We start from the raw sequence: 20,660 nt of genomic DNA, 5'->3' as shown, positions 1-20,660 counted from the left end.
CTCTTTATATACTTGGGGCAAGTATCACCAGGAGTTGTTAATTGATTTACCTGATGAAATAGCATTAAAGGGGGCAGGGACGTGCAAAGTAAGACGAAGCAAATCTTTCGTTGGTCAGTATTAAGTGCATATTTTTTTGTGGGGCTGACAACGAGCGCGCAGTTATGGGCGGATGAACCGGCCATCATCCCCGATGATGCCAATGCGGTAGAAGTACCTCAGGTGGTAGGTGATGACTCTTCCGCCACTGATACGCAGGCAGTGTCTGTGTCTCCTGAGTCAGTCGCTCAGGCTAAATCAGCATTGCAACAACTGGCAGGCGGGTTCTCGCCAGCCTACCCTGATGAACTGGCACGGTTATATGCTTTGCACCAAATGCAGCCAGTATGGAATAACCGTGACGCGGTGAAAGCCTTTCAGCAACAACTGGCTGAAGTGGCAATGGCCGGGATCCAGCCACAGTTCACCCAGTGGGTGGAGCGGCTAACAGATCCTGCGGTTACCGGAATGGCCAGGGATATCGTATTATCTGATGCCATGTTTGGTTACCTGCAGTATGTCGCTGGTGTGCCTAAAAACGGTAACGTGTGGCTGTACAGTTCAAAACCGTACAAACTGGCACCGCCTCCAGCAAAAGCTGTTGCGAAGTGGCAGGACGCGTTGCGTAATGGCGCTTTCGGTGAGTTCATTGATTCCCTTGCTCCGCAGCACCCCCAATATGCTGTGATGCACAAGTCATTGCTGAAACTACTCTCTTCTTCGGCCTCGGTAACCGAATGGCCTCAATTGACTACCAGCAAAACACTGCGGCCAGGTGACAGCAGCCCCGATGTAGCTGTGTTACGCCAGATTATCAGTGATGTTGACAAGCTTTACAGTGCGGCAGGTATTGTGGCGCCATTAGCATCAACGCCTGCAGAACCTGCCGTTGCCGCCAATGGCGTAGTCAGCCCGTCAGCAGCGCCTGTTGGTGTGGCTACTGAGCCTGCCAGCACGTCAGACGCAACGGGCGGTAAAGCAAGCGAAACCGTTGCCGCGCCCGCAAGTGAGATTTATGACAAAGCGCTGGTAGCCCAGGTTGAGCGTTTCCAAAAATGGCAGGGTCTGGCAGACGATGGTGTGGTTGGCCCGGCAACCCGTAACTGGCTGAACGTTTCACCAGCTCAGCGTGCAGCATTACTGGCACTGAATATCCAGCGTTTGCGTTTGCTGCCGGACAAAATGGAAACCGCCATTATGGTGAATATTCCTAACTTCTCACTGATTTACTATTCTGGTGGCAGTGAAGTGCTGGCATCTCGGGTTATCGTGGGGCGCCCGGACAGGAAAACACCGTTAATGAGCAGTGCGCTGAATAACGTGGTACTCAACCCGCCATGGAATGTGCCCGGTACACTGGCGCGTAAAGATATTCTGCCAAAAGTCTGGAATGATCCCGGGTATCTCGACCGCCATGGTTACACTGTTCTGAGTGGCTGGAGCCGCGATGCCGAGGTAATTGATCCGTTCATGGTAGACTGGGCGACAATTACCCCATCTAACCTGCCATTCCGTTTTCAGCAGAAACCTGGAGATCATAACTCCCTGGGGCGGTATAAATTTAATATGCCGAGTACCGATGCCATTTATTTGCATGACACGCCAAATCACAATCTGTTCAACAGAGATGTGCGTGCGTTGAGCTCAGGGTGTGTGCGCGTGAATAAAGCTTCCGAACTGGCAAATATGTTACTGCAGGATGCTGGCTGGAACGATGCACGTATATCCCAAACGTTAAAAGTAGGGGATACAAGGTATGTACCTGTGCGGCATAAAATCCCGGTACGGTTGTATTATCTGACCGCTTTTGTGGGTGATGATGGTCATACACAATATCGAACAGATATTTACAATTATGACAACACTGCTGTTCTGGGAGCCAAAATATTGCCAAAAGCGGAGCAGTTGATCCGCTAATTACCAGGCAAATAAGCAGTTTCTGGTTGTATGAAATGTAATGAAGCGTAAAAACGGCCTGTTTTTACGCTTACTCCCTCGATTACCCCGTCTTGACTGTTCGTTACATGCCAGTTAAGGTGCCTCAGTGCGCCTGAGATGGCTTTTTCTTACTTTTTTTACTTCAGAATACGACCAGATGAATAAATTAGATCATAACCGCCGCCGCTTACTGACGCTGGGCGGGATAGCGCTGGGCGCGGCCGTATTACCAGGCCAGGCATTCGCGACGTTATCCACTCCTCGCCCTCGTATCCTGATGTTGAATAATTTAAATACCGGAGAGTCCATTAAGGCTGAATTTTTTGATGGTTCCCGTTATATAAAAGATGAACTTTCCCGCCTGAACCATTTCTTCCGTGATTACCGTGCTAACCGCGTTCGCGATATTGACCCAAAACTTTTCGACCAGTTGTATCGTTTGCAAGGTTTGCTGGGCACGCGCAAGCCTGTACAGCTTATATCGGGCTATCGTAGCCTTGATACCAATAATGAATTACGGGCTCACAGTAAAGGTGTGGCTAAACAGAGCTATCATACCAAAGGGCAGGCCATGGATTTCCATATCGAAGGCCTCTCTCTGAGCAATGTGCGCAAAGCAGCCTTGTCGATGCGGGCAGGTGGTGTAGGATATTATCCTCGTAGCAACTTTGTTCATATTGATACCGGGCCGGTCAGGCACTGGTAAAAATCCGGCACAGCCGGGTGTGGAGAATTATGAATTATCACATTATTCCGGTGACCGCATTTGCGCAGAACTGTTCATTAATTTGGTGTGAAGAAACCCGGCAAGCCGCTCTGGTTGACCCGGGTGGTGATGCACAAGTCATTATTGATAATGTCACTCGTCAGGGTGTGAATGTAACAAAAATATTGCTGACTCACGGCCATCTTGACCATGTTGGCGCGGCTGCTGAAATGGCTGCTCATTACAATGTGCCCGTGATTGGGCCGCAGCAGGAAGATGCATTCTGGCTCGAAGGGTTGCCAGCACAAAGCCGCATGTTTGGTCTGGAAGACTGCCAGCCATTAACGCCAGACCAGTGGCTTGAAGAAGGCGATACCGTCACTGTTGGGAACGTGAGCCTGTCGGTACTGCATTGCCCCGGGCACACGCCAGGGCACGTGGTGTTTTATGACAAGCTCAGTGCTCTGCTTATTTCCGGCGATGTGCTATTTAAAGGTGGTGTAGGGCGCAGTGATTTTCCCCGTGGTGATCACGGCCAGCTTATTGCGGCAATCAAAAATAAGCTATTACCCCTGGGCGATGATGTCACTTTTATTCCCGGCCATGGTCCTCTTTCTACACTGGGTTATGAACGCCTGCACAACCCATTCCTGCAGGATGAACAGCCAGTCTGGTAAGTTATTCTTCAGATATAAAAATACCCGCTCTGCTGGCGGGTATTTTTGTTCTGAACGCTGCAATAACAGCAGGTACTGTTTGTTCAGGTGTTAAAGCACAGCCACAATAGCTTCACACAATGGCGCCATATTGTCAGGCGTCATGCCAGCAACATTGATACGCCCTGAAGCCACAGCGTAAATTCCAAACTCCTCACGCAGCCTCAGCACCTGTTCTTTACTCAGACCACTGAAAGAGAACATACCGTTTTGCTGAATGATAAAGCTGAAATCTTCCGCCGCGCCTTTTTCCTGTAGCGTATTAACAAACAACTGCCGCATACGCTGAATGCGCTGGCGCATATCAGTCAGCTCTTGCTCCCACAGTGTACGCAGTGCTTCATTGCTCAGGATAGTGGCAACAACCGATGCACCATGAGCTGGCGGGTTGGAATAGTTGGCACGGATACAAATTTTCATCTGGCTGAAAGCCCGGTCAGCGTTGTCGCTGTCTGCCGCAACCAGCGTACAGGCACCCACACGTTCATTGTACAAGCCAAAGTTTTTGGAGTACGAACTGGCAACCAACAGTTCTTTGTGCAGGGCCGCGAAAAGACGCAGGCCTTGAGCATCTTCTTCCAGACCACGGGCAAAACCCTGGTAAGCGAAGTCAAACAGAGGCAGCCAGCCTTTTTCAATCGACAGTTTTGCCAGCTCGGCCCATTGCTCTTCTGTCGGATCAATCCCTGTTGGGTTATGGCAGCAACCATGGAACAGAACTACATCACCCGCCTGAGCTTGCTGCAGGCTGGCGACCATGCCACCAAAATCCAGGCAATGGTTTGCCGCATCGTAATACTGGTACTCACACACTTCCAGACCAGCGGCGCTAAAGACACTCTTATGGTTAGGCCAGCTTGGGTTGCTTACCCAAATACGTGGCGCAGAGGTGTTTTTGGCAATAAAGTCAGCAGCAACGCGCAGTGCCCCTGTTCCACCAGGTGTTTGGGCTGTACGGGCACGTTTATCGGTAACGATGGCATTTCCCTGGCCAAACAATAATTCCTGAGTACAGCGGCCAAATTCCGGAATACCGTCAATGCCGAGGTAGTTCTTGGTGCTTTCATTTTCCAGCAAATAATGTTCTGCTTTCTTAACACTGGTCAGAACAGGGGTTTTACCGGTTTCATCTTTATAAACACCAATACCAAGGTTAATTTTCCCCGGGCGTTCATCAGCACGAAACAAATCGGCCAAACCAAGAATAGGATCAGCAGGCGCGGCAGTTATGTTCTCAAACATGACATTTTTCCATTGTGGTAACAGAAGGGAACTTCGCTATCAGGTTAACGGGAGTTAAGGCAATTGCCAACCGTTTGCCATAAAAAGAGTGACCAGCGGCTAAAGTCAGGCCGATGTGCTGGCCGGAATAAAAAAAACAGGGCCGAAGCCCTGTTTTTATATCCATAACAACAATGTTGTTCGGGATTAGAACTGGTAGGTCACAGCCATTGCAACCTGGTCGTCTTTACCGTTTACGTTACCTACGTTTTTAGCGTAAGAATCGTTGTCAAGCAGGTTCAACTGGTAGTCAACATAGATGTTGAAGTTTTTGTTGAAGTAGTAGTAAGCACCCAGTTCAACAAATTTCTGCAGGTCTGCATCGCCACCGTTGAAGGTACCACGGCTGGCAAGGTTTTTACCTTTAGACTGAACATAAGATACAGATGGACGTAAGCCGAAGTCGAATTGGTACTGAGCAATGGCTTCAAAGTTCTGGGTTTTGTTTGCAAATGTACCGTCTTTCTCACGGGTCATGTTACGGGTTTCTGCATAAGTAGTTGCCAGATAGATGTTGTTAGCATCGTATTTAGCACCAACAGCCCATGCTTCAGCTTTGTCACCTTTACCATCAAGTTTCTGGTCAACAGTACGGTTTGCATTGCTGTATGCACCAATCAGGCTGAAGCCAGAACCGAAATCGTAACCCAGAGAGTAACCAACACCATCACCGTTTTGAGTGGTTACAGCGTCAGTTTCATTTTTACCCTGGTACTGAACACCAAAGTTCAGACCATCAACCAGACCGAAGAAGTTGCTGTTACGATAAGTCAGCACGCCAGTAGCACGGCTTGTCATGTAGTTATCAGCATAGTTCGCCCAGGTCATACCAGAGAAGCTTGGTGCCATATCGGTGTATGAATCAACATCATAAACGATACCGTAGTTACGGCCGTAATCCAGTGAACCGTAGTCAGCAAACTTCAGACCAGCAAACGCCAGACGAGTTTTGTTGGTCTGCTCACCTTCTGGCGCGTTAGCGTAAGCACGGTATTCCCACTGACCGTAACCAGTCAGTTGGTCATTGATCTGAGTTTCGCCTTTAAAACCGATCTGAGCATAGGTGTTGTCACCGTTGCTGGTCGCACCGGAAGTAACGAAGTCGTGTTCGCCAACAACTTTACCGTACAGATCCAGTTTATTGCCGTCTTTGTTGTAGATTTCAGCTGCGTTTGCAGCACCTGCTACGAGCAGAGCCGGGATTACCACTGCCAGAATATTGCGCTTCATCATTATTTATTACCCTCATTGGTTTTTTTGTAACACCTGTCATCTCTGCCAATAAACTCTGTAAAAAATTTACGGAACTTCTGCCATGAGTGTGGTGTCTTTCTGTGTCTGAGAGGCATCTTTCCATCCATGTAACCGTTTCGCCAGCCTGAAAGTGCTACAAATGTCGCAATACAGTTTCAGGAAGAAAAAATGTGTAACAATTTATGTATTTTGGGGAACTTTGTGAAGTGCTTCAAATTTCGCAATCCTTTGGCGAATGAGCACACGATAACCAACTTATATATATGAATTGCTTATGCATTATTACCATCGGTCTTTTTTGTGGGCGAAAAATAAACAATCGTGATGCAGACAGGCAGTCGATATGCAGGGGGATTTACATTGCACAATTATTGTGCGCAATGAAACAATTTGGTTAACGGTTACACGGCAGCACAGGTCCTTACGGGCGCTTTGGGGGCGGGTTTTTTAACAGTGAGTGCGAAAAAAAGACCGCAACTTGTGCGGTCTTTGTAGAAATATAACGAAGATTTTCGTCAGCCGTGCATCAGAAACTTGCGTTACGCGGTGTACGTGGGAACGGAATCACATCACGCACATTCTGCACGCCGGTTACGTAGGCAATCAGGCGCTCAAAGCCCAGGCCGAAGCCAGAGTGTGGTACGGTGCCGTAACGGCGCAGGTCGCGGTACCACCAGTAGTCTTCTTTATTCAGGCCCATTTCAGCCATACGGGCATCCAGCACATCCAGGCGCTCTTCACGCTGGGAACCACCAATAATTTCACCAATACCCGGTGCCAGTACATCCATGGCGGCCACGGTTTTACCGTCTTCATTAAGGCGCATATAGAATGCCTTGATGTCTTTCGGGTAGTTTTTCACTACCACCGGAGCTTTGAAATGCTGTTCAGCGAGGTAACGCTCATGTTCAGACGCCAGATCAACGCCCCAGTAAACCGGGTTTTCAAACGGATGACCGCATTTTTCGAGGATGGCAACCGCATCGGTGTAATCAACCTGAGCAAAATCAGCTGCAACAAAGCGTTTCAGGCGTTCAACTGCGTCGCTGTCCACACGTTGTGCGAAGAATTCCATATCATCCATACGCTCTTCAAGAACCGCATTGAAGACGTACTTCAGCATAGCTTCAGCCAGCCCGGCGACATCATCAAGATTCGCAAAAGCGACTTCAGGTTCCAGCATCCAGAACTCTGCCAGGTGGCGGCTGGTGTTGGAGTTTTCTGCACGGAAAGTTGGGCCGAAGGTATACACTTTCGATAACGCGCAGGCGTAAGTTTCCGCATTAAGCTGCCCTGAAACGGTCAGGAAGGCTTCTTTGCCGAAAAAGTCCTGGTCGAAATCGATTTTGCCTTTATCATCGCGTGGCAGGTTTTCCATATCCAGGGTGGATACCCGGAACATTTCACCCGCACCTTCAGTATCTGATGCCGTAATCAGCGGAGTGGATACCCAGAAAAAGCCCTGCTCATGGAAGAAGCGGTGCAGTGCCTGAGCCAGGGTATGGCGAACACGTGCAACGGCACCAATCAGGTTGGTACGCGGGCGCAGGTGGGCAACTTCACGCAGGTATTCAATAGAGTGGCGTTTGGCAGCCATCGGGTAGGTATCCGGGTCGTCAACCCAGCCGGTTACTTCCACACTGGAAGCCTGCAGTTCGACTGACTGGCCCTGGCCGGCAGAAGCAACCACTTTCCCGGTAATTACAACAGAACAACCGGTGGTCAGGCGCAGCACTTCGTCATTGTAATTGGGCAGAGAATTATTAATGACGGCCTGTACCGGATCAAAGCAGGAGCCGTCATAAACGGCGAGGAAGGAAAAGCCAGCTTTTGAATCTCTTCGGGTACGTACCCAACCACGTACGGTGACTTCGCTGTCAACGTTTACGCGGCCCTGGAGTACGTCAGCTACAGGCACAACGCTCATAGTGTTCTCTCTGGTTAGTTATCAATAACGGTTAAATTGCATCCCGCAAAGGGGATATCTATGTTACCTGGCGGACGCCAGCAAACAAGCAGAATTAGAAGGTGTGAAGCAATAAAACTGCTCTGTTGAGCAAAAAGGCACCAAAAGGTGCCTTTCTGACTGAGGAAATCCACGGCTTAGCTGGCTTTTTTCACCTGTGGCAGGTCAAACGCTTTACGCAGGGCACTGACAAACGCTTTGTCATGGCAAATAGTCTTGCCCGGGCTGTCAGATAACTTCGCCACCGGCTTGCCATTACATTCCACCAGTTTAATCACGATATTCAGTGGTTTTACACCAGGAATATCGCAGGTCAGGCGCGTGCCAATACCAAAACCAAGTTTCACGCGCGCCATAAAATGGCGGTACAGTTCAACGGCCCTGGTTAAATCAAGGTTATCAGAGAAAATCAGCGTTTTGGTCAGTGGGTCAATCCCCATGCTCTCATAATGAGCGATGGCTTTTTCACCCCATTCAACCGGGTCCCCTGAATCATGGCGCAGCCCCTGGTAACGCTCTGCAAACTCCGGCCCAAAATCACGCAGAAAAGCATCCATGGTAATGCAATCGGTCAGGGCAATACCTAACTGATCAGGGTACTCTTCCAGCCAGGCTTCCAGTGCAGCTTTTTGGCTACTGGCGAGTTCCGGGCTGATTTGTTGATGTGCCTGGAACCATTCGTGTGCCTGGGTGCCCATTGGGGTCAGTGTGAGCCTGCGGGCAAGGTCGTAATTGCTGGTGCCAATAAACCAGGGTTCATGGCTCAGCCGCTCAACAATACTTTGTTGGGTCAGGCGGGAAAAACGGCGCCGCGTGCCGAAATCCATCAGCTTAAAGCCAGACATATCAAGAGAGGCGGTAAGCGCGTTGAATTCCACCAGTTTCTGTTCAAGGTGCTCAAGTGCGAGCGACTGAGGGACATCCGGTGTGCGGAAGCGGTGAACAACCTCACTGATTACCGCCAGTAGTGGGACTTCCCACATGATAACTTCACGCCAGGGCCCACGTAAGCGGATATCCAGCTTACCGTTGTTGTTGCTGATGAGAACTTGCCGCGCATCGTAACGGAAAGTGCGCAGCCAGGACAGGTAATCGTCTTTAAAGAAAGGCAAACTTGCCAGCCAGTGGTATTCATCATCGGTTAGCGCCAGGTCTTGCATGGACTCGACTTGTTCGCGAATCGCATCGGCATAGATCCCAAGCAGGTCATCACCGCGGCAACGAAACTCCGCAGCAACATCGACATCATAGTAATGATGAAATACTGCCTGCTGCATATGAAGCTTGTAGGCGTCAGTATCCAGCAGAGAGTGCAAAATTGGGGAAGCGAAATGTGTCATGGTGCGTTTCAGCATCCTCTCACAGGAGCGTTTCCATTAATGGCTAACAGCAGCTAAAGATGCAGGAGTATACCTGGATTATCCGTTTATTAAAGCTGGATCACACCACAACTCGTAATTCTGGTCGAGCGCATTTTGTGCCTCATGTTATGAAGATGTATATTTTCATGCCTTAAATGCTGAAAAGCTGACGATTCTGCATGGAAACAACCCTGCAACAGGAATAGACTGAACCATCATAACTGCAGACTGCCTTAAAGGTGTTTTATGACACAACAGCCACAAGCCAAATACCGCCATGATTATCGTGCGCCGGACTATACCATTACTGACATTGACTTAACGTTTGAATTAGATGCCGGGCAAACCCGGGTTACTGCGGTCAGCCAGGTACAACGGCAGGGGGAAGAAGGGGCGGTGTTACGCCTTGATGGTGAGGATTTGACTCTGGTTTCCCTGGATGTGGATGGGCAACCGTGGCCGGATTACCAACTGGAAAGCGGGGCGCTGGTTGTGAGTAACCTGCCTGCCCGGTTTACTCTGACTATCGTCAATGACATCCACCCGGCACAAAATACTGCGCTGGAAGGGTTGTACCAATCTGGTGAAGCGTTGTGTACACAGTGTGAGGCCGAAGGCTTTCGCCACATTACCTGGTATCTCGACAGGCCGGATGTTCTGGCACGTTTCAGTACCAAAATTATTGCCGACAAACAAACCTATCCTTTCCTGCTGTCCAATGGTAACCGCATGGGGCAGGGGGAGCTGGAAGGTGGGCGTCACTGGGTACAATGGCAGGATCCATTCCCGAAACCTTGCTACCTGTTTGCACTGGTTGCCGGGGATTTTGATGTCCTGCGCGACACCTTTAAAACCCGCTCCGGGCGCGATGTGGCGCTTGAATTATATGTAGACCGAGGCAATCTTGATCGTGCTGACTGGGCGATGGAATCGCTTAAAAATAGCATGAAGTGGGATGAGCAGCGTTTTGGCCTGGAATACGACCTCGATATCTACATGATTGTGGCTGTCGACTTTTTCAATATGGGCGCGATGGAGAATAAAGGCCTGAACGTCTTTAACTCCAAATATGTTCTGGCTCGCGCAGAGACAGCAACCGATAAAGACTATTTAAACATTGAGCGCGTTATCGGTCACGAATATTTCCATAACTGGACAGGCAACCGTGTGACTTGCCGCGACTGGTTCCAGTTAAGCCTCAAAGAAGGGCTCACTGTATTCCGCGATCAGGAGTTCAGTTCTGATTTGGGTTCCCGCGCGGTAAACCGTATCAGTAATGTTCGTACTATGCGGGCAATGCAATTTGCAGAAGACGCAAGCCCCATGTCACACCCCATTCGCCCGGATAAAGTTATTGAAATGAATAACTTCTATACCCTTACGGTGTATGAAAAAGGGGCGGAAGTCATTCGCATGATGCATACGCTTCTGGGTGAAGCCGCTTTCCAGAAAGGGATGCAGCTTTACTTTGAGCGCCATGATGGCAGCGCGGCAACCTGCGACGATTTTGTTCAGGCGATGGAAGATGCGTCCAATGTCGATTTGTCACATTTCCGCCGCTGGTACAGCCAGTCAGGAACACCGGTTCTGAGTGTGCAGGACGATTACGACCCGGCAACGGAGCGTTATACCCTGACCATCAGCCAGCAGACACCGCCAACTGCAGAGCAGGCAGAAAAACTACCGTTGCATATCCCGTTTGATATCGAATTGTATGACAACGAAGGGAAAGTGATTCCGCTGCAATACCAGGGGAATCCGGTTCATCATGTACTGAACGTGACTCAGGAAAAACAGACATTTGTATTTGATAATGTCTGGTTCCAGCCGGTACCTTCCTTGCTGCGCGAATTCTCTGCGCCGGTCAAACTGGAATATAAATGGAGCGACCAGCAACTGACCTTCCTGATGCGCCATGCCCGCAATGATTTCTCACGTTGGGATGCCGCTCAGAGCTTGCTGTCTACTTATATTAAACTCAACGTGGCACGCCAGCAGGCTGCGCAGCCGCTGTCACTGCCATTGCATGTCGTGGACGCTTTCCGTGCCATTTTACTTGATGAGTCAATTGACCCGGCTCTGGCCGCTGAAATTCTGACACTGCCTTCGCAAAATGAAATTGCTGAACTGTTCCCGGTCATTGACCCGGGCGCAATTGCTGCGGTGCATGAGGCATTAACCCGTGCACTGGCAGTGGAACTGGCAGATGAATGCCTTGCTGTGTATAACGCAATGAAAGTTGATGCTTATCGTATCGATCATAGCGATATTGGCAAACGTGCCTTGCGTAATACCTGCCTGCATTTCCTGGCGTTCAGCGATCCTGACTTTGCCGATAAGCTGGTTAGCGCACAGTACCACCAGGCCGATAATATGACTGATGCGCTGGCGGCATTGTCTGCGGCAGTCAGTGCCCAACTGCCATGCCACGTATCACTGATGGCTGAGTACGATGAGAAATGGCACCAGGATGGCCTGGTAATGGACAAATGGTTCATTCTGCAGGCAACCAGCCCGGCAGATAATGTGCTGGAAAATGTCCGTGGGTTATTGCAACATCGCTCGTTCAGTATGAGTAACCCGAACCGTATACGTTCGCTGATTGGCGCATTCACCAGCGCTAACCCGGCAGCCTTCCATGCAACTGATGGCAGTGGCTATGCATTCCTGACGGAAATGCTTACGGAACTGAACAGCCGCAATCCACAAGTTGCTTCACGCCTGATTGAGCCGTTGATTCGCCTGAAACGCTATGATGCGTCCCGCCAGGCGTTGATGCGCCAGGCACTGGAAACACTGAAAGGGCTGGATAACCTTTCAGGCGATCTATTCGAGAAAATCACTAAAGCACTTGGGTGATCACCAGAACAGGCCTGTCGTCCGGCAGGCCTGCCACGGTACAAGAGGTTCCCGGGCGAGTAAAACGTTTGCTTGTCCGGCTATTTTTTGTTGCAAGTCAATTCCCTTTCCTGTGCAGATGAATAATAATACTGCCCCGGTTTGCACACCGGGAATCCAGGAGAGTTCATGTACTACCCCTTCGTTCGAAAAGCCCTTTTTCAGCTCGACCCTGAGCGCGCACACGAATTTACCTTCCAGCAATTACGCCGGGTAACCGGTACACCGCTGGAGTGGCTGGTTCGTCAGTCTGTCCCGGCAAAGCCCGTGACCTGCATGGGGCTGACATTTAAAAACCCACTTGGTCTGGCGGCCGGGCTGGATAAGAATGGCGAATGCATTGACGCTCTGGGCGCAATGGGGTTCGGCGCAATTGAAATTGGTACTGTTACACCGCGAGCACAACCGGGCAACGACAAACCACGTCTCTTCCGTCTGGTCACCGCCGAGGGGTTAATCAACCGCATGGGCTTCAATAACCTGGGCGTTGATAACCTTGTCGAAAATGTCAAAAAGGCGCATTTCGATGGTGTCCTCGGGATTAATATTGGCAAAAATAAAGACACCCCGGTTGAGAATGGTAAAGATGACTACCTGATCTGTATGGATAAGATTTATCCTTATGCCGGGTATATTGCGATCAATATCTCATCCCCTAACACCCCAGGTTTGCGGTCATTACAATATGGTGAAGCTCTTGATGATCTGTTGTCTGCGATAAAAAATAAACAGCAACAGTTAGCCGATATTCATCATAAATATGTTCCTGTGGCTGTGAAGATCGCGCCTGATCTTTCCGAAGAGGAATTGATCCAGGTTGCAGACAGTTTACTGCGTCATAATATTGATGGCGTAATTGCAACCAATACCACACTGAGCCGTGAATTAGTGCAGGGCATGCCGAACTGCGATGAAACCGGCGGGTTGAGTGGGCGCCCTTTACAACTAAAGAGCACTGAAATAATCCGTAGTCTGTCTGCCGAGCTAAAAGGGCAGATACCTATTATCGGTGTCGGCGGGATTGACTCTGTCATTGCTGCCCGCGAGAAAATAGCCGCAGGCGCATCTTTGATTCAAATATATTCCGGGTTTATTTTTAAAGGCCCACATCTGATTAAAGATATCGTTACTCATATTTGATACCCACCAATTAAGACAACCAGGGCTTTATTTTTAGCTCTGGTTGTTTTATATTCCTTTTTTGTTGCTTATTTGTGCTTTATAGTCTTTCCTTTAAGTGGTGATATTTAATCGAAAGACCCGCGGCGATACCCTTAAATAACATGGGCGGCAGGTGCAGTGGTTCAGCCATCTAATCTGCAAAGTTTGGTAAAGATATACACCAGCAGCCTGAAGTATGAAAAGGGGTTTTGGGTTACGCTGCAGAAGAAATTGCCTAAGAAATCGTATAAGAAATTGTGTTAATAATTGTGTGAATTACGGGGTCGATTAATGAATATAAAACCCAATGATGCCTGGCAATGGTATTACGATGAAGACCATGACCGCATGATGCTCGACCTGGCGAATGGTATGGTTTTCCGCTCCCGTTTTCCACGCAAAATGCTGACGCCTGATGCCTTTGAAACAAATGGTTTTTGTGTCGATGATGCAGCGCTCTGGTTTTCGTTTGAAGAAAACTGCCGCTGCTTTGATTTAAGCGCAGAACAACAGGCTGAACTGGTGCTCAATGCATTAGTTGCTATCCGTTACCTTAAACCTCAGATGCCAAAAAGCTGGCATTTTGTTGCTCATGGCGAAGAGTGGCAGCCTGCATTAGCTTCTCCCGCCAATGTCTGGCTTAGCGATGACCAGCAGTGTGTCCGCCTGCTGGTAGTCGAACCGGGTGAAAACGCGGCATTGTGCCTGTTGGCTCAACCTGCATTGACCCTGGCCGGGCGCACTATGCAGTTAGGGGATGCCATTAAAATAATGAATGACCGCTTACGGCCATTCACTGATGAGAATGCACAAAGCCTTGATCAGGCGGTTTGATTCTCAGCCACTTTTATATCCCCGCAAGGCACACAGCTACAGGCAAGAATTGTGTCACCGTTGATGGCATTTTTTTTCAACGGGGTGACTTGCCCTTCCACTAAACGCACCCGGCAGCATCCGCAAACCCCCGCGCGGCAAGAATAAGGCACTTTTATTCCCTGTTGCTCCAGTTGCTCCAGCAAAATTTGCTGGTTGTCGCCATGGAATGTCGTGCCTTGCCAGTCAATGCTAACCCCGGCAGCCTGTGCAACCACGCTAACAGTCTCATCCGCGGTTTCGCCAGCGATATAAACTTTTGCGGGTTTGGTAGACAGAATCTGTACTTCATCGCCCTGGCGAATGATGCCACTGGTACGGGCAACCAGGTTCTGGCCGAAATCAACATCACCATTGTCCTGAGCAGTACGAAAACTTTGCAGGGTTTTCAGCGGTTCGCCAGAAGGGTGTTTGCGCCCTCTCTCGGGGCTGACGGTGGTCAGAATGCAGCGGCTACAAGGTTTCACGACATCAAATACGACACTGCCAATACGAATAACCTGCCAGGTATCTTCTTCCCAGGCTGCAGCACCGGAAACCACCAGGTTTGGGCGGAACTGGTTCATACTGACACTGGCGGGGCAACGTTGTTGTAAGTCGCGCAGTGAACTCTCACTGGTCAGCAGGAAAGGGTAACCGTCGGCAAACCCCAGCGGAACGTCATCCCGCTTTTTAACCCGGCGGGTCAGTGTTGGCCCTACCCAGCGTAGCTCTACCGGGAGAGGGAAAAACGTGCTTAACCAGCGGTTGACGTCATCAGGTGCAATCAGTGCAGTAAAATGATTCCCCCAGACTTCTGTAGGGGCAGGTGTGGGCTGAAAATCGTCAAACAGAACGGTGGCACTGGTGCCATCAGGTGCCTGAAGAAACAGGCCATTGTTCAGAAGACCCGGTGTAAACAGCACCATTTCCGGGTACTGGCGTGCCGTGACAAAGGTACCGTCGGTTTTCGTAATCATGAAGATGCGGTCAAAAGCCGGTCCCTGAATATCGACCTGGCTGTGTGATACTTGTATTCCCCGCATCGACTTGACTGGGTGGATAAACAAACGAGATAAGGTAACCACATTGTCTCCCTGCACGAATAAATAAAAGGGCAACTTTATGACATGTGTGCCGGATTAGCTATAATGCGCAACAATTTTAATGAAAGACAAAGTGAAACTATGAACTCTCTGTTTGCCAGCACGGCGCGTGGGCTTGAAGAACTCTTAAAGACCGAACTGGAAAACCTTGGCGCACAGCATTGCCGTGTTGTTCAGGGGGGTGTCCATTTTGATGCGGACACGCAGTTGGTGTATCAAAGCCTGATGTGGAGCCGGCTGGCTTCGCGCATTCTGCTGCCTCTGGGCGAATGCAAAGTCTACAGCGATTTGGACCTCTACCTTGGGGTTATGGCTATCAACTGGCCATCTCTGTTTGTGGAAAATGCTACTTTCGCAGTGCATTTCAACGGCCTGAACGATGTCATACGCAACAGCCAGTATGGTGCGTTGAAGGTAAAAGATGCCATTGTTGACAGCTTTACCCGCAAAAATTTGGCGCGCCCAAATGTAGACCGGGAACAGCCAGATATCCGCATTCAGGTGAGGCTGGAAAAAGAGGTTGCCAGTATTTCGCTCGACTTGAGTGGCGATGGCCTGCACCAGCGTGGTTACCGTGACAGCACTGGCCTTGCGCCAATAAAAGAAAACCTGGCCGCTGCAATCATCTTGCGTTCTGGCTGGAAGCCGGGCACGCCTTTGCTGGACCCAATGTGTGGTTCTGGCACCTTACTGATAGAAGCCGCCATGATGGCGACGGACCGTGCGCCCGGGCTTTACCGCCAGCATTGGGGGTTTACCGGGTGGGCCGCGCACGATGAAGAGGCCTGGAAAGCCGTTCGTACTGAAGCACAGGTACGTGCGCGCCGGGGCCTTACTGAGTATACCTCGCGCTTTTATGGCAGTGATATTGACGGCCGGGTTATCGAACGGGCTAAAACGAATGCCCGGAGAGCAGGGCTTGGCGAAATTATTCGTTTTACCGTAGGGGATGTGGCTCAACTTACCTGCCCACAGGATGTGCAGGTAACCGGGACTATTATCAGTAACCCGCCTTATGGCGAGCGGCTGGACAGCGAACCGGAGTTAATTGCACTGCACCATGTACTGGGCCGCGTTGTGAAACAGCAGTTCCCGGGTTGGGCACTCTCTTTGTTCAGCGCCTCTGCGGAATTACTCAGTTGTTTACAACTACGTTCCGAGCGCCAGTTTAAAGCGAAAAACGGCCCACTGGATTGCGTACAAAAAAACTACCAATTGTCTGCCACTGTACCAGAGCAGGCCGGCCAGTTTGCGCAGGATTTTGCTAACCGCCTGCGCAAGAATGCCAAAAAACTGGATAAGTGGGCGAAGCAGGAGGGTATTGAATGCTACCGCCTGTATGATGCCGACTTACCGGAATACAACGTTGCCGTAGATCGTTACGCTGACAATATTGTTATTCAGGAATATGCACCACCTAAAACAGTAGACCCGGTGAAAGCGCGCCAACGCCTGTTCGATATTATCGCAGCCACGATTGATGTGCTCTCTCTGGCTCCAGGCCAGCTTATCCTGAAAACTCGTGAACGCCAGAAAGGGAAAAACCAGTACCAGAAGCTCAGTGAAAAAGGGCAATACAAAGAAGTGCGCGAATATAATGCCCGCTTCCTGGTTAACCTGACTGACTACCTGGACACCGGGTTATTCCTTGATCACCGCCTCGCGCGGCGTATGCTTGGGCAAATGAGCAAGGGGAAAGATTTCCTCAATCTGTTCTCATATACCGGTAGTGCAAGTGTGCATGCCGGTTTGGGTGGTGCCAGAAGTACCACAACAGTTGATATGTCGCGCACCTATCTCGAATGGGCGGAACGCAACCTGCGGCTTAATGGCCTGAGTGGGCGTGCGCATCGCCTTATTCAGGCGGATTGTCTGGGCTGGCTGGCCGAATCGAATGAACACTATGATCTGATTTTTATCGATCCGCCCACATTTTCTAACTCAAAACGCATGGACAACACATTTGATGTCCAGCGAGATCATATTGCTGTAATGCGTGATCTCAACCGGTTGCTGCGTGATGGCGGCACCATCGTTTTTTCCAATAATAAACGCGGTTTCAGAATGGACCACGAAGGGCTGGCTGCTCTGGGCCTGGAAGCACAGGATATTACTGCAAAAACCCAGTCACAGGACTTTGCCCGCAATCGTCAGATCCATAACTGCTGGCTTATTCGCCGCGTAACCAGGAAATCATAATGTCGTTAATTAGTATGCATGGTGCGTGGCTGTCTTTCAGCGATGCGCCACTTCTTGATAATGCTGAATTACATATCGAGAATAACGAGCGTGTTTGTCTTGTCGGGCGCAATGGTGCCGGCAAATCAACGCTGATGAAAATTCTGAACAAAGAGATCCCGCTTGATGATGGCCGCCTGATTTATGAACAGGATCTGGTGGTTGCCAGGCTGCAACAGGATCCACCGCGGGATGTGGGTGGCACTGTATATGACTTTGTTGCCCAGGGTGTGGAAGAGCAGGCGGTATATCTCAAGGAGTACCATGAAATCTCTCGCCTGGTTATGCAGGACCCGAGTGAGAAGAACCTGAATGCCATGGCCCGGGTTCAGGAACAGCTTGACCACCACGGTTTGTGGCAACTGGAAAACCGCATTAATGATGTTCTGAGCCAACTGGAACTGGACCCAAATACGGAACTGGCTGCGTTATCTGGCGGCTGGTTACGTAAAGCAGCATTAGGGCGCGCGCTGGTTAGTGCCCCGCATGTTTTGCTGCTTGATGAACCCACTAACCACCTGGACATCGAAACTATCGACTGGCTGGAAACTTTCCTGAAAAGTTACCAGGGCAGCATCGTCTTTATTTCCCATGACCGTTCTTTCATTCGCAATATGTCCACGCGGATTGTCGACCTGGATCGTGGCAAACTGGTTTCTTACCCGGGCGATTACGACAAATACCTGGTTGCACGCGAAGAAGCGTTACGCGTTGAAGAGTTACAGAATGCGGAGTTTGACCGCAAACTGGCTCAGGAAGAAGTGTGGATCCGCCAGGGTATCAAAGCACGTCGTACCCGTAATGAAGGGCGGGTGAGAGCACTGAAAGCTATGCGCCGGGAACGCGGTGAACGCCGGGAAGTGATGGGCCGTGCCCAAATGCAAGTTGAAGAAGCCAGCCGTTCCGGCAAAATTGTGTTTGAAATTGAAAACCTGCATTACGCCATTGAAGACAAAGTGCTGGTGGATAATTTCTCTTCACAAGTGCAGCGCGGCGATAAAATTGCCCTCGTTGGCCCGAATGGCTGCGGCAAAACCACACTGCTTAAGCTGATGCTGGGGCAGTTGCAGGCTCAGTCCGGGCGTGTGCATGTGGGAACTAAGCTGGAAGTGGCCTATTTTGACCAGCACCGTGCCGAGCTCGATCCTGACCGTACCGTGATGGATAACCTTGCTGAAGGTAAACAGGAAGTGATGGTCAATGGCCGTTCGCGCCATGTCCTTGGTTATCTTCAGGACTTTTTGTTCCACCCCAAACGCGCCATGACACCGGTGAGTGCGTTATCTGGTGGTGAGCGTAACCGCCTGTTACTGGCCAGGCTATTCCTGAAACCCAGTAACTTATTAATTCTCGATGAACCCACGAACGACCTGGATGTCGAAACGCTGGAATTGCTTGAAGAACTGATCGACAGCTACCAGGGAACCGTATTACTGGTGAGCCATGACCGGCAATTTGTTGATAACACCGTAACAGAGTGTTGGATCTTTGAAGGTGAAGGGCGTATTGGTCAGTATGTTGGCGGCTATTTTGATGCCAAAGGGCAGCAGGCTTCTGCACAACCGTTGAAAACAACGGTTAATAATGCGCCGGTTGAACAACAAAAAGTGCCAAAAGCAGAAACAGTCAAACGGCAGGCCAATAAGTTAAGTTATAAACTTCAACGTGAACTGGAACAATTACCTGCTCAACTTGAACAGCTTGAAGCCGACATTGGCGTGCTGCAAAGCCAGGTTAGCGATGGTGGTTTTTTCAACCAGCCTCATGATGTTACCCAACGGGTTCTGGATCAACTCTCTGCCGCTGAGCAGGCGCTTGAAACAGCTTTTGAGCGTTGGGAATACCTGGAAGGTTTGAAAAACGGCGATTAACACAAAGAGGCAGGATATGTGCACTAACCACCTGACACAGCAGGCCATTTTGTGCGGCCATTGCGATATGCTGGTTGCTCTTCCTGCCCTTGGCACAGGCGAAAAGGCCTGTTGCCCACGTTGTGGAAATACGCTGACTACTCGCTGGGATGAACCCCGAAAGCGGCCAACTGCTTATGCACTGGCCGCATTATTTATGTTGTTACTGGCAAACTTATTTCCGTTCGTGAATATGAGTGTTGCTGGTGTGAACAGTGAAATTTCACTGTTATCCATCCCTGGTGTGATGTTTTCTGAAGATTACGCAAGCCTTGGGTCATTGTTTATGATTTTGGTCCAGGCTGTGCCTGCTCTGTCGTTGGTAGCCATTCTGCTGCTGGTTAACCGTGTCCGGCTCAGCCCGGTATCAAAAAGGCGTCTCGCCTGGCTATTATTTCACCTGAAAAGCTGGGGGATGGCGGAAATATTCCTTGCCGGCGTTCTGGTTAGCTTCGTGAAACTGATGGCTTATGGTGATATTGGTATTGGCCTGAGTTTTATTCCATGGTGCCTGTTCTGTGTACTGCAACTTCGCGCCGTTCAGTGTGTGGATCGCCGCTGGTTATGGAATGATATTGCCCCTGCTCCTGCTATTCCCCTGGCATTTCAACCCGGCAAAACGGGCATGAAACAAGGGCTACGGTCATGTTCATGCTGTACTGCAATACTGCCGCAGGGTGTTGAGAAATGCCCGCGTTGCCACAGCCATGGGCATGTCCGCCGCCGTCACAGCCTCCAGTGGACGATGGCACTGCTGTTTACCTCGGTGATGCTGTATTTCCCTGCCAACATACTGCCCATCATGATTACCGACCTGCTGGGAAGTAAGCTTCCTTCCACCATCATCGCAGGGGTGGTGTTGCTGTGGAGTGAAGGTTCTTACCCGGTGGCTCTGGTCATCTTTATTGCCAGTATTATGGTGCCAACCCTTAAAATGATCGCTATTGGCTGGCTTTGCCTTGATGCCAAAGGTTTTATACAGCGTGACAGCGAAAGAATGCATTTGGTTTATGAAGTTGTCGAGTTTGTTGGGCGTTGGTCAATGATTGATGTTTTTGTAATCGCTGTATTGTCAGCGCTGGTCCGCATGGGTTCGTTAATGAATATTTACCCGGCGATGGGTGCGCTTATGTTCGCGCTGGTGGTCATACTTACAATGTTTGCTGCAATGACATTTGACCCGCGTCTCATCTGGGACCGCAAGCCAGAATCAAGCCAAGAGGAGTTGTCGTAA

Annotated in this window: 14 protein-coding genes; 9 read left to right on the top strand and 5 right to left on the bottom strand. The window is 50.1% G+C overall.

Annotated features, from left to right (window positions below; genetic code table 11):
• Positions 1–81 precede the first annotated feature (81 nt).
• The 3 genes from ldtD (at position 82) to DES37_RS08240 (ending at position 3,360) form a co-directional block, all read left to right on the top strand.
• Positions 82–1,956, top strand: a complete 1,875-nt coding sequence (gene ldtD, locus DES37_RS08250; RefSeq protein WP_084172265.1) for a L,D-transpeptidase — start codon at positions 82–84, stop codon at positions 1,954–1,956.
• Positions 1,957–2,134: 178 nt separating this feature from the next.
• Positions 2,135–2,683, top strand: a complete 549-nt coding sequence (gene mepK / locus DES37_RS08245; RefSeq protein ID WP_036107806.1) for a peptidoglycan L,D-endopeptidase MepK — start codon at positions 2,135–2,137, stop codon at positions 2,681–2,683.
• A gap of 29 nt (positions 2,684–2,712) precedes the next feature.
• Complete coding sequence (locus tag DES37_RS08240) at positions 2,713–3,360, top strand: MBL fold metallo-hydrolase (protein ID WP_110025495.1); 648 nt, start codon at positions 2,713–2,715, stop codon at positions 3,358–3,360.
• Between the two features lie 90 nt (positions 3,361–3,450).
• Here the strand turns inward: DES37_RS08240 and DES37_RS08235 are convergent, their stop codons facing one another.
• From DES37_RS08235 to pncB, 4 genes are all read right to left on the bottom strand, one after another.
• A complete protein-coding gene (locus DES37_RS08235) occupies positions 3,451–4,641 on the bottom strand; it encodes an amino acid aminotransferase (protein ID WP_110025494.1) in 1,191 nt (396 codons plus the stop codon).
• Positions 4,642–4,827: 186 nt separating this feature from the next.
• Positions 4,828–5,913 (bottom strand): porin, encoded by a 1,086-nt coding sequence (locus DES37_RS08230; RefSeq protein ID WP_110025493.1) that lies wholly within the window; start codon positions 5,911–5,913, stop codon positions 4,828–4,830.
• 547 nt (positions 5,914–6,460) lie between these two features.
• The gene (gene asnS / locus DES37_RS08220) at positions 6,461–7,861 is read right to left on the bottom strand and encodes an asparagine--tRNA ligase (RefSeq protein WP_036107817.1); all 1,401 of its coding nucleotides are present in this window, start codon (positions 7,859–7,861) and stop codon (positions 6,461–6,463) included.
• Positions 7,862–8,037: 176 nt separating this feature from the next.
• On the bottom strand, positions 8,038–9,240 hold the full coding sequence (gene pncB / locus DES37_RS08215; protein ID WP_036108729.1) for a nicotinate phosphoribosyltransferase: 1,203 nt from the start codon (positions 9,238–9,240) through the stop codon (positions 8,038–8,040).
• 267 nt (positions 9,241–9,507) lie between these two features.
• Here pncB and pepN point away from each other — a divergent pair, with 267 nt between their 5' ends.
• The 3 genes from pepN (at position 9,508) to DES37_RS08200 (ending at position 14,154) form a co-directional block, all read left to right on the top strand.
• Entirely contained in the window at positions 9,508–12,120 is a 2,613-nt protein-coding gene (gene pepN, locus DES37_RS08210) for an aminopeptidase N (RefSeq protein WP_110025492.1), read from the top strand.
• Positions 12,121–12,288: 168 nt separating this feature from the next.
• Positions 12,289–13,299 (top strand): quinone-dependent dihydroorotate dehydrogenase, encoded by a 1,011-nt coding sequence (pyrD, locus tag DES37_RS08205; protein ID WP_110025491.1) that lies wholly within the window; start codon positions 12,289–12,291, stop codon positions 13,297–13,299.
• 312 nt (positions 13,300–13,611) lie between these two features.
• The gene (locus DES37_RS08200; RefSeq protein ID WP_036107825.1) at positions 13,612–14,154 is read left to right on the top strand and encodes a cell division protein ZapC; all 543 of its coding nucleotides are present in this window, start codon (positions 13,612–13,614) and stop codon (positions 14,152–14,154) included.
• On the opposite strand, the gene DES37_RS08195 is transcribed toward DES37_RS08200, so the two are convergent.
• Positions 14,142–15,260: a YcbX family protein gene (locus tag DES37_RS08195; protein ID WP_110025490.1), complete on the bottom strand. Its 1,119-nt coding sequence runs from the start codon at positions 15,258–15,260 to the stop codon at positions 14,142–14,144. The two genes, DES37_RS08200 and DES37_RS08195, sit on opposite strands and share 13 nt — an antisense overlap.
• A 99-nt stretch (positions 15,261–15,359) precedes the next feature.
• Between DES37_RS08195 and rlmKL the strand changes: the two genes are divergently transcribed.
• From rlmKL to pqiA, 3 genes are read left to right on the top strand one after another with little or no spacing between them, the layout of a single operon-like run.
• Positions 15,360–17,477: a bifunctional 23S rRNA (guanine(2069)-N(7))-methyltransferase RlmK/23S rRNA (guanine(2445)-N(2))-methyltransferase RlmL gene (gene rlmKL, locus DES37_RS08190; protein ID WP_110025560.1), complete on the top strand. Its 2,118-nt coding sequence runs from the start codon at positions 15,360–15,362 to the stop codon at positions 17,475–17,477.
• Positions 17,477–19,387, top strand: a complete 1,911-nt coding sequence (locus tag DES37_RS08185; protein WP_036107829.1) for an ABC transporter ATP-binding protein — start codon at positions 17,477–17,479, stop codon at positions 19,385–19,387. Before rlmKL ends, DES37_RS08185 begins: the two co-directional genes overlap by 1 nt.
• A 16-nt stretch (positions 19,388–19,403) precedes the next feature.
• A complete protein-coding gene (pqiA, locus tag DES37_RS08180) occupies positions 19,404–20,660 on the top strand; it encodes a membrane integrity-associated transporter subunit PqiA (protein ID WP_110025489.1) in 1,257 nt (418 codons plus the stop codon).

The sequence above is a fragment of the Mangrovibacter plantisponsor genome (genome assembly GCF_003182475.1).
In the GTDB taxonomy this organism is placed as follows: Bacteria; Pseudomonadota; Gammaproteobacteria; order Enterobacterales; family Enterobacteriaceae; genus Mangrovibacter; species Mangrovibacter plantisponsor.
The sequence above is the reverse complement of the archived record's forward strand: the minus strand, read 5'-3'. Positions and strand labels throughout refer to the sequence as shown.

Bases quoted from the DNA above. Each gene is read 5' to 3' on its own strand.
- DES37_RS08240 (WP_110025495.1), top strand. From the start codon at position 2,713: ATGAATTATCACATTATTCCGGTGACCGCATTTGCGCAGAACTGTTCA.
- rlmKL (WP_110025560.1), top strand. From the start codon at position 15,360: ATGAACTCTCTGTTTGCCAGCACGGCGCGTGGGCTTGAAGAACTCTTA.
- mepK (WP_036107806.1), top strand. From the start codon at position 2,135: ATGAATAAATTAGATCATAACCGCCGCCGCTTACTGACGCTGGGCGGG.
- DES37_RS08185 (WP_036107829.1), top strand. From the start codon at position 17,477: ATGTCGTTAATTAGTATGCATGGTGCGTGGCTGTCTTTCAGCGATGCG.
- pepN (WP_110025492.1), top strand. From the start codon at position 9,508: ATGACACAACAGCCACAAGCCAAATACCGCCATGATTATCGTGCGCCG.
- pyrD (WP_110025491.1), top strand. From the start codon at position 12,289: ATGTACTACCCCTTCGTTCGAAAAGCCCTTTTTCAGCTCGACCCTGAG.
- DES37_RS08200 (WP_036107825.1), top strand. From the start codon at position 13,612: ATGAATATAAAACCCAATGATGCCTGGCAATGGTATTACGATGAAGAC.
- pqiA (WP_110025489.1), top strand. From the start codon at position 19,404: ATGTGCACTAACCACCTGACACAGCAGGCCATTTTGTGCGGCCATTGC.
- DES37_RS08230 (WP_110025493.1), bottom strand. From the start codon at position 5,913: ATGATGAAGCGCAATATTCTGGCAGTGGTAATCCCGGCTCTGCTCGTA.
- pncB (WP_036108729.1), bottom strand. From the start codon at position 9,240: ATGACACATTTCGCTTCCCCAATTTTGCACTCTCTGCTGGATACTGAC.
- DES37_RS08235 (WP_110025494.1), bottom strand. From the start codon at position 4,641: ATGTTTGAGAACATAACTGCCGCGCCTGCTGATCCTATTCTTGGTTTG.
- asnS (WP_036107817.1), bottom strand. From the start codon at position 7,861: ATGAGCGTTGTGCCTGTAGCTGACGTACTCCAGGGCCGCGTAAACGTT.